This is a genomic window from Bradyrhizobium sp. CCBAU 51745 (assembly GCF_028128715.1).
Taxonomy (GTDB): domain Bacteria; phylum Pseudomonadota; class Alphaproteobacteria; order Rhizobiales; family Xanthobacteraceae; genus Bradyrhizobium; species Bradyrhizobium manausense.
Genome location: NZ_LBJP01000089.1, coordinates 218318 through 235140 on the forward strand (window position 1 = coordinate 218318; position 16823 = coordinate 235140).

The 16823-nt window shown below is 60.1% G+C and carries 11 protein-coding genes and 1 pseudogene; 4 read left to right on the plus strand and 8 right to left on the minus strand.

What is annotated here, in order from left to right; all coding sequences use genetic code 11:
• Positions 1-811 precede the first annotated feature (811 nt).
• The 3 genes from XH98_RS31270 to XH98_RS31280 are packed head-to-tail and all read left to right on the plus strand — an operon-like array spanning position 812 to position 4002.
• A complete protein-coding gene (locus XH98_RS31270) occupies positions 812-2407 on the plus strand; it encodes a hypothetical protein (RefSeq protein WP_271620921.1) in 1596 nt (531 codons plus the stop codon).
• The gene (locus tag XH98_RS31275) at positions 2404-3084 is read left to right on the plus strand and encodes an HAD family hydrolase (RefSeq protein ID WP_271597951.1); all 681 of its coding nucleotides are present in this window, start codon (positions 2404-2406) and stop codon (positions 3082-3084) included. The genes XH98_RS31270 and XH98_RS31275 overlap by 4 nt, the downstream gene beginning before the upstream one ends.
• Positions 3085-3087: 3 nt before the next feature.
• Entirely contained in the window at positions 3088-4002 is a 915-nt protein-coding gene (locus XH98_RS31280; protein WP_271620922.1) for an NAD(P)-dependent oxidoreductase, read from the plus strand.
• Positions 4003-4597: 595 nt separating this feature from the next.
• On the opposite strand, the gene XH98_RS41295 is transcribed toward XH98_RS31280, so the two are convergent.
• From XH98_RS41295 to XH98_RS31315, 6 genes and pseudogenes are all read right to left on the minus strand, one after another.
• Positions 4598-4831, minus strand: coding sequence for an aldehyde dehydrogenase family protein (locus XH98_RS41295; protein ID WP_442868657.1), 234 nt, complete (start codon positions 4829-4831; stop codon positions 4598-4600).
• A pseudogene (locus XH98_RS31290) lies at positions 4732-6169 on the minus strand (aldehyde dehydrogenase family protein). Before XH98_RS31290 ends, XH98_RS41295 begins: the two are co-directional and overlap by 100 nt.
• A 10-nt stretch (positions 6170-6179) precedes the next feature.
• Positions 6180-7109 carry a dihydrodipicolinate synthase family protein gene (locus XH98_RS31300; protein WP_271597949.1) on the minus strand — a complete coding sequence of 310 codons (930 nt, stop codon included), beginning with the start codon at positions 7107-7109 and terminating at the stop codon, positions 6180-6182.
• 176 nt (positions 7110-7285) lie between these two features.
• Positions 7286-8434, minus strand: a complete 1149-nt coding sequence (locus tag XH98_RS31305) for a hypothetical protein (RefSeq protein WP_271597948.1) — start codon at positions 8432-8434, stop codon at positions 7286-7288.
• Between the two features lie 59 nt (positions 8435-8493).
• Positions 8494-9918, minus strand: coding sequence for an MFS transporter (locus tag XH98_RS31310; protein WP_333932788.1), 1425 nt, complete (start codon positions 9916-9918; stop codon positions 8494-8496).
• A gap of 62 nt (positions 9919-9980) precedes the next feature.
• Positions 9981-11174, minus strand: coding sequence for a CaiB/BaiF CoA transferase family protein (locus XH98_RS31315; protein ID WP_271620924.1), 1194 nt, complete (start codon positions 11172-11174; stop codon positions 9981-9983).
• 317 nt (positions 11175-11491) lie between these two features.
• Between XH98_RS31315 and XH98_RS31320 the strand changes: the two genes are divergently transcribed.
• A complete protein-coding gene (locus XH98_RS31320; protein WP_271597945.1) occupies positions 11492-12535 on the plus strand; it encodes a LacI family DNA-binding transcriptional regulator in 1044 nt (347 codons plus the stop codon).
• A gap of 157 nt (positions 12536-12692) precedes the next feature.
• Here the strand turns inward: XH98_RS31320 and XH98_RS31325 are convergent, their stop codons facing one another.
• Together XH98_RS31325 and XH98_RS31330 are read right to left on the minus strand one after the other, a co-directional pair.
• Positions 12693-15296 carry a CehA/McbA family metallohydrolase gene (locus tag XH98_RS31325; RefSeq protein ID WP_271620946.1) on the minus strand — a complete coding sequence of 868 codons (2604 nt, stop codon included), beginning with the start codon at positions 15294-15296 and terminating at the stop codon, positions 12693-12695.
• A 145-nt stretch (positions 15297-15441) separates the two neighbouring features.
• Positions 15442-16767 carry an MFS transporter gene (locus tag XH98_RS31330; RefSeq protein WP_271597943.1) on the minus strand — a complete coding sequence of 442 codons (1326 nt, stop codon included), beginning with the start codon at positions 16765-16767 and terminating at the stop codon, positions 15442-15444.
• Between the last annotated feature and the right edge of the window lie 56 nt (positions 16768-16823).

A 16823-nucleotide genomic window follows, 5' to 3' on the forward strand; every position in this document is an offset into this window, starting at 1 on the left:
AGGCCGTCTACGCGTTAAGTACCTTTCTGCTGGCGCCGCAGGCGGCTCGCGGTCGCAGGCTCCATCGTCAATGAAGAAGAGAGCCCTAGCTTGGGGTAGTGGTTGATGGCGCGGCCGTTCCGGAGGCGCCTGAAGGCTCTTAACGCAAGCAATGAAAACATGGGCCGCGAGATCGGTCAGGCAGCGCGCTACGCCCAAGAGTCCCTAGTAAGCCGGGGCGCGCCCCTAGTTCAAACCCTTGTTCGGAGCAGCATGCGCACGGCGGCGACCAACATGTGAGTTGGCTAAAGATCGCTGGGCCATGTGCCTATAACTCCACGCTACTCTGTCGCGCAGACGGACGGGCGCACTTGGGTTGTCGAGGACCCGGCTCGCCGGTGTGTCCGCAATCGCGGGATACACTCTCTGCATCATCTGCCGAATCTTACCCGCAAAACCCGAAAATGCGAGCGCCGCAACGAGATCTGCTTAGAGCCCTTTCTAGTGCTGGTCGTCTGTAAAGAGCCGCTTTACTCGCTTGGCCGCAGGATCGAGGGCATAAGTGAAGATTAGAGGGCCCGTACTTTCTCGCTCCTGTTTAGCGCTTTTCGTACACAGCCGTAGCATCTTGAACAAACGTGTGAGGGCCTGAACGAAGTCTCCCTGACGGCTCGCGAATGGCTCTTCCTCCAATTCTCCTCGCTCCAGCAATGCCAGCCAGTGCGTCTAAAGGGCTGGTACGACACTTGCTTAAGGATGAAGCGAAGTCCCGCCCTCATATGCACATGGGAGGCGACCCGCCAGATCGGCTCCTTAAGAAGTTGGGTGTTATATGTCCGGTGTCGCCGGTGCATTTCTCTGCTCTCCAGACGAACCATCGCCGGGTGTTATTGATCAGCTGAAGAAAATGATTCCGACACTTGCACTCCGTGGGCAAGCAGGTGTCCTAGTCGCTGCTTTCATGAAAAAGCGTGGGATCCGATATGGAAGGGCATTTCAATCGGCCGATAGTTCAGTGCGCATTGACCGCATCGAACAGGAGTTGCGCTTTCGGCCTCATGTTGCAATCGCGCACATCCGTAGCGGATCCTGTGGAAGTGGGGGTGACGGCGATGTGCAGTCAATTCCCGCCGCTGCAGGCACTAGCCGCCATTTTGCAATTTCTCTGGATGGCGCCTTGGTCAACGCTCATGAACTCAGAAGCGAATTAATCGCTCACGGCCAACTGATAGACACCAACACTGACGCCGAGCTCTTGCTGAGGTGGATTGAACGATCTTGCAAACGAGAATATTGGCGTCACGGCTTGCCCGCAAACTACGAAGCTATCTTTCGCGAACTGGATGATCGTATAGACGGTGCCATTAGCGCGCTTTTGCTAGATAACAACGGAGATCTTGTTGCATACCGCAATCGAAGCGGTTTGCGCCCGTTGGAAACTATGTGGACGAACAATGGATTGTTGCTCTTTGCTTCCGAAAATTGTGCTTTCGCCGGCTCGGAAGGTAAGACCCAGCAGCTCTTGCCGGGGAGCATACGGCGCGTGGACGCCAAGACAGGCGGCAGCGTTGACCATGCTCTGAACAGCCGACGATATAAAGCCAAACTCTGCGCCTACGAAACTTTATATTTGGGAAGTCCGAACACCTCGGTCGAGGGCCATTCACATCTCCAAACCCGTTACAGCATCGGGCTCGCCTTGGGGAGAATTGTTGCCGAGCGAGTTCAAGCAGAGGCACCCTTGATGCCGCCAATCGTGTCCTCCATGCCAAGTACTGGAGGACCGTATGCCGATGGTCTGTTTGCCTCTCTCGCCGAACAGGGCGTGCGTGCCGAGCGTGGCGACGTAGTGGCAACGCAATTTCTCGAGCGAACACTGCTCGGCAGACCCAGGGACCGCCAATCCCGCATTGCTCAAAAGTATCGAGTGTCGGAAGCTGCCGTCGCTGGACGAGCCATCGTTGTTGTTGACGAGGCACTCATTCGAGGCGATACCAGCCTAGCCGTCACAACGATGCTTCTTGCCGCTGGAGCCAAAGCCGTACATTGGGCAATTGGTTCGCCGCCTATAGTTGCCCCAAATTACTACGGCATGGGTATTGACACGCCAGATGAGCTCGCATTCTGGCAGGCATTGAAGCGACTTCCGCCTGAACTGCGCGCCCAGTGCCTTCGCTTCCACAGGATGGACTTGCCAGCCCTCAGAACCATTGAAACCAACATTGCGAGAGCGATCCAAGCAGCGACGGTAACTTATCTGCCCTTCCGCGCCCTCGTATCCATATTGGCTGACAGGCTAGACAGCATCGATTTGTCACCCTTCACATTCGAGATGCCAACTCCCGCTGGACGGCAGCGCGCGGACAGAAGCTTGGAGGCGTTGCTGGCCGCTCTTTCTATCAATCCCCGTCTGAGGTCAGGATCATGAAACCCGCTCTCGTATTCGACTGGAACGGAACACTGCTGGATGACACGTACGCGCTGCTCGATACGACCAATGTAATTTTGAACCGCTTTGGTCGTCCGCGCATCAATATAGACACCCTACGAGAGCATTGTGATGTTCCCCTCTCTCGTCTCTTTCATAGCCTTGGAATGTCGCAAGAGGAGATTGAGGCAGTAGAGCGTGACGAGGGCGCACTGTTTCATGACACGTACGAGCCTCTTGCCGATAAAGCCGATTTACGTGAGGGCGCGCGCAGAGTGTTCGAGTTGGCGCGCCGAGAATCCGCTCTGCTCATCATCGTCAGCAACCACATAGTCGCGCCTCTACAGTCCCAGCTGAGGAGACTTGGCGTGGATGACTACATCACCGATGTGCTCGCCTTTGAAAGCCGCGCCACCCAATACAAATCGATGAGCAAAGGAGAGCGCCTTCGCCTTTATATGCACAAGTATAGCTTGAATCCGTCGTCAACCTTCATCATCGGCGATATGCCCGTCGAGACTGATATTGCGCGTAATCTCGGGCTGACAAGCATATCCATTACCGGGGGCTTTGTTTCGGCGTCGCGCCTGCAAGCCGCCCGTCCAGATTACACGATCAACAACCATCACGAGCTGCTGCCCATCCTACAAAGGCATGGTTTCTTTTCGGAATGCTAAAACATGAGCAAAGGATCATCAGCCAACGCGGCTCCCAAAACGATCAAGCAAAGCATAGGGCTTATCGGGGTGGGACGCATGGGAACAGGTATAGGTATTAGCCTGTTGCGACGCCAAAGCGAACTCCACATCAAAGTCAACAAGAACCGGTCCGGTGCTGTTCGCCTGACAGGTGGAGGAGCCCGCGAGCACACATCGATCGCAGAGTTGGCGCAGCACGTAAATGTCGTGGTGTTATCCCTGCCGTCCAGCCGTGAAGTTGAGACGGTGTGCCTCGATCACGATGGACTGTTTGTTCACATGCGCCGAGGAGGTCTGATAATTGATTGCACGACCTCGTATCCTGCCTCGACCATTGCATTGGCGAGAAGGGCGCGAAGCCGGGGGCTAAACTTTATTGATGCTCCAGTAACGCGGAGCCCCGAGCAAGCAGAGCTGGGCCTTCTCAACGCGATGGTTGGGTCGGATGCAACACTCTTTCCCGTCGCCGAACGCATTCTAGCTGCGTTTTGCGAGACCGTTCTGCATGTTGGAGATGTCGGAGACGGCCACAAGCTCAAGCTTGTTTACAACGGTATGACGATGGGCATAGCTGCCGTCGCCGCTGAGGTCTGTCAGTTCGCGGATAGTCTAGAGATAGATCTTGTGACGCTACGCTCTTTGGTCGGTCGCGGCTCGACTAACAGTGGAATATTCCAAGCGTTCGCCGCCTTTTTGTTGGGCGAGAAACCAGATGCACTCGCAATCTCGATTGCAAATGCTGCAAAGGATATCGAATGTGCTGTGCGCCTAGCGCGCGAGAGAGCCGTTTCCGTGCCGGTCCTGGATGCTGCCGCGCAGGAATTCAACCTTGCGGTGGTCGCAGGCAAAGGTGGACTGACCCTGCCACATTTGGCCATCGTAAACGGATTGGTATAAGTCTACGCGGGGCCATCGTTCCACGTGTCTTTGGCGTCCGTGTTTCGGCGCGTGCCGCCCCGTGCGCGATGAGTATGACGTTAGGCCTCCGCGCAAACCAATCCGGCGGCGGCGTCAGGAGGCGCAGCACACCGAACTGAGCCAGGGCGCTGGCGATTGCAGGACGTGGTTTAGCGATCATGATGCGCGTGCGCGAAGCCGGAATGCGTTTGGCGAGTAATCCAGTGCCGGTTGGGGCGACACGCGGACGGGGAAGCAACGAATAGCTCACATCGCTCACGGGTGCTTCCTTGGCTCCTTGTTCGGCTCGACTTAGAGCTGCCCGCGCCTGAAGACCTTCGACAGCACATTCAGCACGTCACGGCCAAGGCAAAGCGGATTCGAACGCGTCACGCTTGTAGCAGATTGGGTCGGGATTGGTGGTTGCTCGCCGGCTATCATTGGCGCGAAAACTTGAGCGCTTCTGCACACGTAGCTATTGTCCGCGACCCGCCGATTTACCGGACAGAGTTTCTCATTCTGCTCCGGCCTGAATAGAGAAGAAGGTGTGAGTCCAGCAAAGAAAAGGACCGCTGCCGGAATTCTCGACGGCGGCTCAAGTCTTGGGAGAAGGCAGACTTGCCGGTCTGCAAGCGGAGAAGGGGCGGAGCTCTTGAGGAGATCCGGCGACACCGTCGAACGAGGTCGTTCTCCGTCGGTTTGGCGTCCGCAATTCCGAGCTCGCCTGGCTCACAAATTTGGTGTCGAGATAGCCCTCGATTGCCTCAAGGCCACGTTCCGAACCGAACCCCGACTCCTTCGTTCCTCCGAAAGGCACTTCGGGAAGCACAAGCCCATGATGATTGATCGACCATGCCGCATTGAAGATCGGCCCCGATCGCGGTCATGGTAGTGGCGGATCGCATGTAGGCGTAAGGCGGCGAGGCCGTAAGGCAGTCGATTGGCCTCCGTGACGACCTCGTCATAGGTTTTAAACCGCGCGATCGGGGCTACGGGGCCGAACGGCTCTCCATTCATGATACGCGCTTGGGGCGGAACATCAGTCACGACTGTCGGCTCGAAGAAGTACCCCGCATTGCCGATACGCTTGCCGCCGGTGTGCAACTGTGCGCTACGACCAAGAGCGTCCGCGACAAGGTTTTCCATTGCGTCGACCGGCCGCGAGTTGGCGAGCGGCCCCATCCGGCTATCCCTTTCGAGGCCATTACCAACCTTGATCGCGCTGGCCTCGGCAACATCCTGTCGACGAAATCTTCATAGACACTCTCACACCAGAAACCGCGGCGGCGAGACGCAGACTTGGCCGATGTTGCGGAACTTGTTCGCGGAGAGGATTCTGGCAGCCTTCTCGACGTCGACATCCACGAAAACAATGGCAGGCGAATGCCGCCGAGCTCGATGGTGGCGCGCTTCATATGGGCACCAGCAAGGGCTGCGAGCTGCTTTCCGACCACGGTCGAGCCGGTGAAGGATATCTTGCGGATGATAGGATGGCGGATGAGATAGTCTGACACTTCGGACGGTACCCCGAAGACGAGATTGACCACGCCCGCCGGCAAGCCCGCATCCGCGAAGCTACGAGCCAACTCCATGCAGCTTGCCGGGGTCTCTTCAGGGCCCTTGACGATGATGGAGCAGCCGGCTGCAAGGCTGGCGGAGATCTTCCGCACGGCCTGATTGATCGGAAAATTCCAGGCGTAAATGCGGCAACCGGCCGGACCGGCTCCTTGGTCACGAGCTGGGCGACATTGCCAAAGCGCGCCGGCACGATCCGCTCATAAGCTCGGCGTCCTTCCTCGGCGTGCCAGTCGATGACATCGGCGGCAAGGAGCGTTTCAGCGTTCGACTCGCCGAGCGGTTTACCCTGTTCGAGCATCATGATTGCTGCGATGTCGGCCGCGAGCGAGCGCATGAGATCGGCTGCCTTCATCATCCTGTACAGGTCGAAGGCCGATACCTTTCGCCAGATCTCAAGGCCCTCCGCGGCGGCCGCGAGGGCACGATCAAGATCGCCGCGGGACGCATAAGGAGACTTGCCAATGGGCTGTCCGGTCGCGGGGGTTGAAGATCTCTTCGGACCGATCCGAACCCCCTTCCGTTCATTCCCCGGCGATGAACATCCTGGCCTGGGGGTACACAGGTTGTGACTGCAGCGCTCGCTCCCGATTGTTCATGCCTCAATGTCCCCAGCGAAGAGCCAGCGGGTTGAGCTCATGCGCAAGCTCGATCAATCCAGCTCTCGTGACCGGATGAAGCTGATCGAGCGGATGCCGCACGGCTTCGCATTTGATCACACCACCTTCAGCCATCACGCTCTTGGCAGCACGCAGGCCGCACTGGCGGTTCTCGAAATTGATGAGCGGCAGGACCCTTGCATACGCAAGAGCTGCTTCCTGCCTGCGTCCCGCTTTGTGATGATCGAGCACGGGGCGAAGCAGATCGGGCAGCAGCGCGCTCGACATCGTTCCGGTCGCACCGGCATCGAGGTCGGCCATCATGGTGATGGCCTCCTCCCCGTCAAATGGACCGATGATGGACTTACCGCCGAGGTCGATCAGGCTACGCAGCTTGGCAGCCGCAAATGGGACCTCGATCTTGAAATATCTCGCGAGCGGCACCTCGCAAGCGAGCCGGACGAGAAAAGGGACCGTCAATGTTACGCCGGAGAGCGGCGCGTCCTGGACCATGATTGGAATCCCGGCGGCGTCCGCGATGCGGCCGAAATGCCCGATCATGGCGCTTTCATCCGCCTTGAGGCTTGCGCCATGATAAGGTGGCATCAGCATGACAAGGCTTGCGCCACGTTCGGCCGCATAGCGAGCGCGTTGCACCGCGATCTGCGTACTGAAATGGCTGCAGGTCACCATGACGGGCTTGCGGCCGGCGACATGCGAGAGGCAGAGATCGACCAGAATATCGCGTTCCTGATCCGACAGCAGGAACTGCTCGGAATAATTGGCCAGAATGCAGATCCCGTCGACGCCTTGATCGATCATGCAATCCAGCACGCGCCGCTGCCCTTCCAGATCGAGATCTCCAGAGTCCGTAAAGGGCGTGGGAGCGACCGGGAACAGGCCGCGATAGACGGGAGTTTTCGCATTTCTCATGCAGCGGATTCCAAACTGAAGGCAGTCAGTTGCTCTCGGGCCCGATTAAAACTTCGGAACATTCAAGGATTGGAGCCGATGCCGTCGAACTTCCTGGACAGATTGAGCGGCGGGGCGCACGAGCAAGACTGCTCGAAGATGCTGTTGATCGAGGTCGGACGTTTCGCTCATCGTTCCTAGATCCGCCCAGATGGGAGCAGCCCCGTCAGGATGACAAGACATTCAAACAGGAAGTAGCTTCCGAAGATCAGCTCGACGTTCTCCGCCGCATCGATATCGCGCACGACCGCCTTCCGGGTGAAGCAGCCCCCTGTGAGCATTCCAGGCGGGCGCCGGTCATCGGGAGCAATCGGTGTCAGGTATGTCGACAGCTGCGTTACCGTGCGCTCCGCAAACACTCGATACTTGGCGCCCTCCTCAGGACCGAGTGCGGATGCGAGCCGCAGCGCCGAGGCAGCGGCGATAGCAGTGGCCGCAGTATCCCTGCTGGTGTTGGGAATCGCAGGATCGTCGAAATCCCAGTAGGCAATAAGGTCGGCAGGGACATGGTCGATCCACCAGTCGAGAACCCGCACCGCGTAATCGCGCCATAACGGCTCTTTCGGGCGAACCATGGCCGCGTGAGCGGTGTAGAGCATCGCCCATCCCTGCGCCCGGCCCCAGGTGCTGATATCGCTATATCCCTTGTGCGTGTGCGTTCTGAGGACCTTGCCGGTGTGCGGGTCGAGCGTGGAGGACTGGATCACCGAATGATCCGGCCGCACGTGGATCTCCAGGACGCGCCGCATATGCGCGTTGGCAACCTCCTCCATCCGCGCATCGCCAAGCTCGTCTGCGGCCCAATAGAGCAGGCCTATCGCCTGGAGCGTATCGATGCTGCTCTCGGAGGCTCCGACTGCGCTCGCCTCCTCGGCATCCCCGCCCAACGGGATCAGTCCGAGGCGAGGATCAAACATATCCCGAAGCGACCTTGCTGCCGTGAGAGCCGCCGCTCGCGCAGTTTCATCCGCAAAGACAATGCTGCCGAGGGCGCCGGCGTGATAGAAGCCGAAACCCTTGAAGGCCGTAAGCCGCTCGGCGCGTGGCAACATCCGCGCCAGCGCGGCATGCGCATCTTCGATTGAAAAGCGCCTGGGATCGGCGAGATGCGCAAGCCAGAGCTCGCCGACGAACGCGCCGCCGGTCCAATCGCCGTCAGGCGTGAACGTCCAGTTTCCGTCGACGGTGCTCGCCCAATGTGGCAGGCCAGAGCGTGCAGCGTCCCGGGTCTGTGCAATGCGCGTCAGCATGCGCTCGCGCGCGGAAAGATATTCGCTTCTCGACATCATTCTTGGTCCGACAGAATTCTCTTTACGCCAAAAGGCGCGGTGAGGCGGCGCGGGGGTCAGTCGCCGATGTAGACGCGGCCACGCCTCCTGGCGATCTGGTAGACCACGACACTGAGCAGCGCGATCAACGATCCATAGACAGGAAACATCCAGGCGATCTGCTCACGTTGTAACCACACGAGCAGATAGGGTGATGTGCCGCCAAACAGCGACACGCCTAACGCGTAGCCGAGCGCCACCCCCGTGGTCCGCACGGCACGCGGCATCAGCGTTGTGGCGATAAAGTTGTAGAGGGCCATGTTGAAGCCCACGATGGCGCCTCCGAACACCGTGACAAAGAAGAACGTGGAGATGCTCTTCTCCGAATAGACCAGCGTCAGGAAGAAGCACGGGATGAGCAACAGGCGCAGCAGCGTGAAAGCACGTGAGGGCCGGACTTTGTCGGCGAACGCGCCAACCAAAGGAGCGGCAAACATCCAGATCAGGAGCATTAGCGTCATGATGCCGTAGACAGACGTGCTATCCTCCTTGAACACGGTGTTCGCCATGTTGGGTAGGCCGGTGTTCCAGGCGTAGTTCGCGATCTGCACCGACCCGATCACCAGGATGACAGCGAGCAGCGAGAGCCGGACGCTCCAAAGCGTCTTCCAGACACCGCCTGTCGTGTCCTGAATTCGCGACAGCTCATCCTGGCGGTGCATCGCGCGATTAATCAAGGTTTCTGGAAGGGTGCTGCGCAGATAAATGATCAAGAAGCCAAGCACGCCGCCGACGGCGAATGGCAGACGCCAGGCCCATTCGCGCAGCACCTCGAGGGCGACCGACGCGCTCACGAGGAAGGCGACCATGCTGGATCCGAAGATGCCGAGCTGGATGAACGTACCGCTGATCAGGCCCAGATAACGCCCCTCCTGGCCGGGCGGTGCCAGCTCGATGGCGATGGCGTTAGCGACGCCGGCTTCAGCGCCGGTCGCAAGTCCTTGAACGAGACGAAGGAGAAGCAGTGCAACCGCCGCGGTGACCCCGATATCCTTGTAAGTCGGCAGAAGCGCGATCAAGAGCGAGCACAGCGCCATCGCCGTGACCGAGATCATCATCACCCGTTTGTGGCTGATGCGATCGGCGACCGGACCGAGCAGGGCTGCGCCCAGCGGCCGCGCGAGGAAGCCCGCTCCGTAGACGGCGAGTGCGGCGAGCAACGAGGTGGTGGGATCATTGGACGGGAAAAAATGAGGCGACAGAAACGCCGCCATCACGCCATAGACGTTCCAATCGTACCATTCGAGCGCAACGCCTCCGCCGAGGCCCGCGGTCATTGTCCTGCTCGCAATTTGAGCTTCATGCCCATCGGACACGGGACTGACGTGAACGAAGGTGTTCACGTCTCCACCAAGCGGCATCGCCGCTTGCGCTGATGTCGAAGAGTAAACGTCGCTGGAAGCGTCGCCGAAAAGGCGCGCGCCAGTTGGCTCATGTCCCATTCATGGTCCCTCCGGTTGAGAAAGCGCGCTTCTTTTGTGAAGCTTATTTTTGTTTGGTAATGCTATTCTGCAGCGCCGACGGCGCCCGTCTCGTAGAGATCCTTCAATTGCCGGGCGTCATAGCCGAGCTCTTTCAGGATCTCTTCCGTTTGCGCACCAAGCTTTTGCGGCGGCAAACGCACGTCCGGCAGTTCTCCGTCGTAGCGCACGGGATGGCTGACAAGCGTGATGGGAGTCCCCGTTGCGCCAGCGACGACCTGGAAGTTTTTGTTGTGCGCGATCTGCGGATCGGCAACGACCTCGGCATAATCGTTGACTGCGGCGTGCCAAATCCCGTGCGCTTCGAACAGGGCGATGCATTCCGTGGTCGAGCGTTTAGCGACGTTGGCGGCAATCCGACTCGAGGCTTCATCCCGCCTTCGATACGCCTCCTCGTCAGGAATTCGCTGATCGGCAGGAAGGCCGAGCGCTTCCGAGAGCGCCTCCAGCGATCCCAGAGAGATCGCAATGTGTCGATCGCGCGTTGCATAGATGCCGTAAGGCGCTCCGTAGTACCAACCGGCCACGGGGCCGGGCTGACGGACGTCGTCAGGCCTTTGGCCATTCAGGTAGCAGGTAAAAGATTCCATCTGCAGGTCGAGCGCTGCCGACAGCAGGCTGACATCGACCCGGCAGCCCTGCCCCGTGCGCGCTTTCCTCACCAGGGCAGCGAGGATCCCCGCCGCAAACAAGGCAGCGCCGTGATGATCGATGGCGGAAACCCCGACAGCCCGCGGCCCCTGCTCGCGACTTCCGGTGATCATCGCAAGCCCTGACAGCGCCTGGATCAAGAGATCCTGGCCGGGCCGATTGACGTAGGGCCCGTCAGGACCGTAGCCGGAGGCGGCAGCATAGATGATCTGAGGATTGATCTTCTTTGCATCCTCATAGCCAAGGCCAAGCTTGTCGAGTACGCCCGGGCGGAAGTTCTCGGTGATCACATCCGATTGCGCGATCAGTTGCCTGGCGATGGCGACCGCTTCGGGCTTCTTCAGATCGAGCGCGAGGCTGCGCTTGTTGCGGTTTCCGGTGAGAAGCAACATCGACTGGCCGTCGACCCGCTTGTCCGCTCCGCCCCACTTCCTCTGGAAGGCACCACCCGGAGGTTCGACGGCAATCACGTCGGCGCCGAGGTCCGCCAGAAACTGCACCCCGACCGGACCCATCAGGAAGTGATTGAAGCTCAGGATACGAATGCCCTTCAAGAGATCGACCATACGTCTGTGCCTTCGGGTTTCCTGAGATTGACGGTATTTTCTTACTTCAGTTCTGAAATCGATTTCAGAAATATTCCCTCATTTGGATGGAGTCAAGCGGACCGACAGACTTTTCGAATGCCGTTCGACCAGCTCACCAATGCCGTCTGCGTGAGGAGGACCACTAATAGCGCGAGATCGTCCACATACGGGGGTTGAGCAGGTGGCGCTCGGGGTGGTTAAAGCTTTGAGCGGAGACCCTCTCCTTCTCCCGATTGTTTTTAGAGCAGATGGACAAGAAACCCGTCATCGACACCAAGGGCCGCCAGCAACCGCGCGTGAAGATCGAGGACGTCGCCCGGAAGGCGAATGTCTCGCCGGCGACCGTCTCGCGCGTCCTCAATCACCCCGATATCGTACGGCCGGAGCTTCGCGACAGGGTCATGCGGCATATCAATGACCTGTCCTATACGCGCGACAGCGCGGCCAGGGCATTGAAATCGGGACGCATGCGCACCGTTGGCGTCATCGTCCCGACGCTGGCGCTCGGCATCTTTGCGGAGGGGGTGGAGGCGCTGCAGAACCGCCTCAGCGAAAGCGGTTACACGCTGTTCATTGCCAATTCCCAGTATGACCAGCGGCGTGAATTCCAGGAACTGCAGAGCCTCGTCGAACGCGGCATCGATGGAATTGTCCTGGTTGGCGGCTCCCATGGACGTGAACTGAGGAGCCTGATTGAACAGGCCGGCGTACCTGTCATCACGACCTATGTTTCCAAGGCCGGCGGCGGCATCCCCGCGATCGGGATCGATAACGAAAGCGCCACCCGGGAAATGACCGAGTATCTCCTGAGGCTCGGACATGTCCGATTCGGCGCGATCGCCAATGTTGTGGCAACCTCCAACGACAGATCTCGCGCCAGGCTCGAGGGAATTCAGCGCGCGCTCTCCGAGGCCGGCCTCCCGCTCAAGCCGACCCAGATCATCAAGGCCGATTATTCGCTTGCCCAGGGCCGCAGCGCCCTTCGTCAGCTCCTGACCGACCACCCTGATACGACGGCGGTGATCTGCACCACCGACACGCTTGCCATCGGTGCAATGGCTGAGGCTCGCAAGATGGGGCTGATGGTCCCGGTCGCGCTTTCCATCACAGGATTTGACGATGTGGAGCTCGCGGCGCAAATGGACCCCCCGCTCACAACCGTCAGTGTTCCGGCAGCTGAAATCGGCCGGGGGGCCGCCGATTATCTGATCAATGCCATCGCCGGAAGCCCGGTTCCCAAAAGCGTCCTGTTGCCCTACCGCCTGGTCATGCGCTCATCGAGCGCGCCGCCACGCTCCGGCGAAGGCCCGGCCCGCCGGCGGCGCAGTCGGGATGTTTGATCCGACATCATGAAAACGATTTCACATGACTCTCCCCAGGGCCCTAGGAGCCGGTCGGAATGCAGTGGCTGCTCTCGCCCACATCATTGATTAGCGAGAAGAGTAGATGCGCCTGAGGCCATGACAGCTGCCCCAAAGCCTAGGGCATACGAGGGTTTTAATGCTCGCGTTCTACGTGAACGGAGTGAACGGGCGCATGGTGATGGCCGGCGCCAAGCTCGTGCAGTCTGTGATGCAGGCGATGATGCGCAAGTTCCAGGGTGGCTCGAAGCCGCGCGTGCCGCGCCTCATTCGACTTCGGCGCAAGCGTGTCCATGTAGGCGATTGATCCCTCGATTTGCGCAAGGACCGACACGGCGTCCGCAGTGGCAAAGATGGGTTGCTCGCCAACCGTGACGTAGACGGCACTGGTGTGCGCCGCGATGTCGGCCTCGCGTCCGGCGACACTGCCCCGCACTCGGAGCGAGATCCAACAGGATTCGGTGATGCGCAGCGAGAGCTGACCTTTGCAGGACAGACTGGCACATCGGACTTCCTCGACCACAGTGCCGTTCCGGATCAGCTCCAGCCGTGTCGGTGCGACGCTGACCGATTCGATGCGCCAGTCGATGACAAGCGTGCCGCCTGAACGGGACAGGGAAATCGTGCTCCCAGGACGCAGGCCTTCGACGGTCATCTCAACCAGGGGCCCGACGGTGATGAACGTATCCCCGCGACGCACGGCCTCCATCCAGTTGCGATAGGTGAAGTCGCGTTCGCCCAGCCGCACATAGGTCCGCGAGCCCCCGAGAAGTGCGGCCGCATCCATCTTGTCGGAGCCCGCGACCAGCGGCAGATGGTATCCGATGTTGAGGTAGCGGTACCAGTCGGCCAGGCCAAACGCGCTGATCTGAGCCGTTCGCGGGTTGAACGACATCATTTCGATGGCATCGACAAGGCCGAGCACAATGTCGGCCGCCCGCTCGGCTTGGGGGTTCGGGGCGTGCGGCATCACGACCAGTCCCCCTTGCTGGCGGCAGCGCTCCGCCCAGTCGGCCATGGTCGCTTCCAGGACATCGCCGATCGCAGCTTCGTTGGACCCGCCGCAAGAGAGGGGATTGATCATCTCGCCTTCGTAGCCGAGCAGCGATATGTGCCCTAGAACCTGCATCCGGTTTTCCGTGCCAACGCGAACGAGGAACTCTCCGTCCCCTCCGAAATCCTTTGCCCCGATCGTCGTGCGGCCGTCGAAATCGGCGACGTTGGTAAATAGCTCGCCCCACTGTGCCGCGAGCAAGTTGACGACGTTGACACCCTCAGCCTTGCCCTCGAGCAGAGCCGTCTGCGGACTCAGGAAGTGGACGTGCGTATCGGAGCTGACCCATCCCTGTTCGCGCCAGCGCAGCACACGATCGAGCTCAAAGGTGAGATTGTCGGTGGTCGCGGTGATTTCGACGATGGTGCGCAGCGGATGCACCTCAAAGCCCCTGCAGATCTCGACGAACACGGGCCCCAGCGGCAGGTCCGCCTCGCAGCTGCCGTCCACATAGGCGTACTGGTTCAGCCCATTGGCAAACTCGCCGGCGAAGTCCTCGAACCTGCCGGTGTTGACCTTGCGGTGATGTCCCTTGGGCGGCAGATACTCCCCCTGCGCACCGTGGAGATGCAGGCGCGCGGCAACACGCATGCCACTGGCCTTCTCCACGATGCGGATCCTGACCGGCCTTGTGGCCGGTTCGACTGTGCTCGCATTGAGCGATGCGCCTCCTGCATTGCCGGCAACTTCGAGCGATCGAAGCTCAAAGACGTGCAAGCGACCATCGTCGGAGCGCAGATAGAGCCTTGCGTCCGAATGTGCGGAGTACTCGACGATGACTTCGTTCCCGGAGCGCACGGGCTGCACATCAACTTTGGCGCCGAGCCAATCCGCTTTGGAGTACTCCAGCACTGCGCGGGCCGAGATGACCGTGCCGAGGTCCATGCCGATCTGCTCGTCCCGATCGTCGACGTCGAGCTCGCCAAGCTTGTTCAGATGGACTGCGGGCGGCAGCTGCATCTTGAGCTTGCGGCGGCCCTGAAGGCGCAGCGGATGCTCGGTGAGCGTTGTCGTGGTCACCGCAAAGACCAGCGAGATTTCCTGTTCCGCGCGCAAACTTAACGCCGAAAGCTCCTTGTCCGGATAGGGGTTCGGGAGCGCGTAAAGCCACAGGTTCTCGCCTTGCCGATCCATGCGTCCCGATTCGGTGCGAGCCTCGCCCAGGAAGAAGCTCGCTCCCGGCGCTCTGCCGAGTACGAAGTCCTCGCCGGTGCTTGCGTGCACGATCGGTGCGCGTAGCGGCAGTGCAGCGAACGCACTCGCACTCCAGGAGATGTGGTTCTGCTGGATCGCGAACCTGCGCAGCACCGGCACGTCAGTCTCGCTGCCGTCGGTATAGCGGAGCCCATAAGTGGCTACCCGATCGCCAAGTGGATTGCCTTCTACAGGCAGCGTGGCCGGGCCGATCTCCCCGAAACCTTGCGGGCTTGCGCTGGGGCGGTCTGCCGCCACTTGCACGAACAGCACATAGCTTGCCATTCTCGGCGGCAATGCGATGACGACAGGAGGTGCCCCTGGACGCAGCTCCAGCACGTCCGGCCCTGTTTCGCTGCCGAAAAGAAAGGGCATGCCGCGATGGGTCTTCAGCCCGCGAAGCGAATCGATCCAGCCAGTATCGCCCGGGCGGCTGGCGAAACCTTCACCGGCATTTGCACGCCTGGCGTTGAAATATGGCTTCAAGTCCACGGACGTGAAGTGCGGCGATGAAGGTGTTTTCATTCGTTGGACTCCAGTTCAGGAATTCGCCGGTCCGCGTGCGAGCCGTGCCGCACCGGACAAGAAACGCTTGCGTCTGCCTTGGCGCAGCCGGAAAGCAGCAGGCAGGGCGCCTTCAATCACCGATGTAGACGCGGCCGCGTTTCTTGGCGATCTGGTAGACCACGACGCTGAGCAGCGCTACCAGTGAGCCATACACGGGAAACATCCAGGCAATATGCTCGCGTTGTAGCCAGACCATGAGGTAGGGTGACGTTCCGCCAAACAGCGAAACACCGAGCGCATACCCAAGAGCTACGCCCGTCGTCCGTACCGCCCGCGGCATCAGCGTGGTCGCGATGAAGTTGTAGAGGGCCATGTTGAAGCCCACAATGGCGCCGCCGAACACCGTGACAAAGAAGAAGGTAGAGATGCTCTTTTCGGAGTAGAGCAGTGTCAGGAAGAAGCACGGGATGAGCAGCAGCCGCAGCAGCGTGAATGCGCGCGAGGGCCGAATCTTGTCGGCGAAGGCGCCGACCAGGGGAGCGGACAGCATCCAGGTCAGGATCATCAATGTCATGATCCCATACACCGACGTGCTGTTCTCCTTGAACACGGTATTGGCCATGTTGGGCAGACCGGCGTTCCAGGCATAATTGGCAATCTGCATCGACCCGATCACGAGAATGACAGTCAGTAGGGATAGCCGCACGCTCCACAGCGTCTTCCACACCCCGCTCGTCGTTTCCTGAATGCGCGAAGCCTCGTCCTGCCGGTGCATGGCTCGATGGATCAAGGTTTCCGGCACGGCGGTGCGCAGATAGATGATCAGCAGGCCCAGCACGCCACCGACCGCGAAGGGTATGCGCCAGGCCCACTCGCGCATCACATCGGGAGCCACCGAGGCACTCACCAGGAAGGCCACCAGGCTGGATCCGAGATTCCCGAGCTGGATGAACGTGCCGCCGATCAGACCAAGAAAACGTCCTTCCTTTCCGGGCGGCGCCAGTTCAATCGCGATGGCGTTGGCGACACCCGCTTCAGCGCCCGTGGCAAGCCCCTGAATCAGTCTCATGATGAGCAGCGCCACCGCCGCCATGACGCCAATGTCCTTGTAGGTCGGCAACAAGGATATCAAAAGCGAGCAAACCGCCATGGCCGTGACCGAGATCAGCATCACGCGCTTGTGGCTGATGCGATCGGCGACGGGGCCCAGCAGCGCTGCGCCCAGGGGCCGTGCGAAGAAACCCGCGCCGTATACGGCCAGTCCCGCGAGCAGCGAGGTCGTGGGATCATCAGAGGGAAAGAAGTGGGGCGAGAGAAACGCCGCCATGGCGCCATAGATATTCCAGTCGTACCACTCCAGAGCTACGCCTCCTCCGAGGCCGGCGGTCATCCGTTTGTCCGCAACTGGATTGTCAAGCTGGATGGATACGGCGCTGGGCTGAGCAACAATGTTCATGGGTCCTCGGGCTCTGATGATGACGTCAATGATGTTGCGGGCCGGGCGACAACGAA

Bases quoted from the DNA above. Each gene is read 5' to 3' on its own strand.
- XH98_RS31270 (WP_271620921.1), top strand. From the start codon at position 812: ATGTCCGGTGTCGCCGGTGCATTTCTCTGCTCTCCAGACGAACCATCG.
- XH98_RS31275 (WP_271597951.1), top strand. From the start codon at position 2,404: ATGAAACCCGCTCTCGTATTCGACTGGAACGGAACACTGCTGGATGAC.
- XH98_RS31280 (WP_271620922.1), top strand. From the start codon at position 3,088: ATGAGCAAAGGATCATCAGCCAACGCGGCTCCCAAAACGATCAAGCAA.
- XH98_RS31300 (WP_271597949.1), bottom strand. From the start codon at position 7,109: ATGAGAAATGCGAAAACTCCCGTCTATCGCGGCCTGTTCCCGGTCGCT.
- XH98_RS31305 (WP_271597948.1), bottom strand. From the start codon at position 8,434: ATGTCGAGAAGCGAATATCTTTCCGCGCGCGAGCGCATGCTGACGCGC.
- XH98_RS31310 (WP_333932788.1), bottom strand. From the start codon at position 9,918: ATGGGACATGAGCCAACTGGCGCGCGCCTTTTCGGCGACGCTTCCAGC.
- XH98_RS31315 (WP_271620924.1), bottom strand. From the start codon at position 11,174: ATGGTCGATCTCTTGAAGGGCATTCGTATCCTGAGCTTCAATCACTTC.
- XH98_RS31330 (WP_271597943.1), bottom strand. From the start codon at position 16,767: ATGAACATTGTTGCTCAGCCCAGCGCCGTATCCATCCAGCTTGACAAT.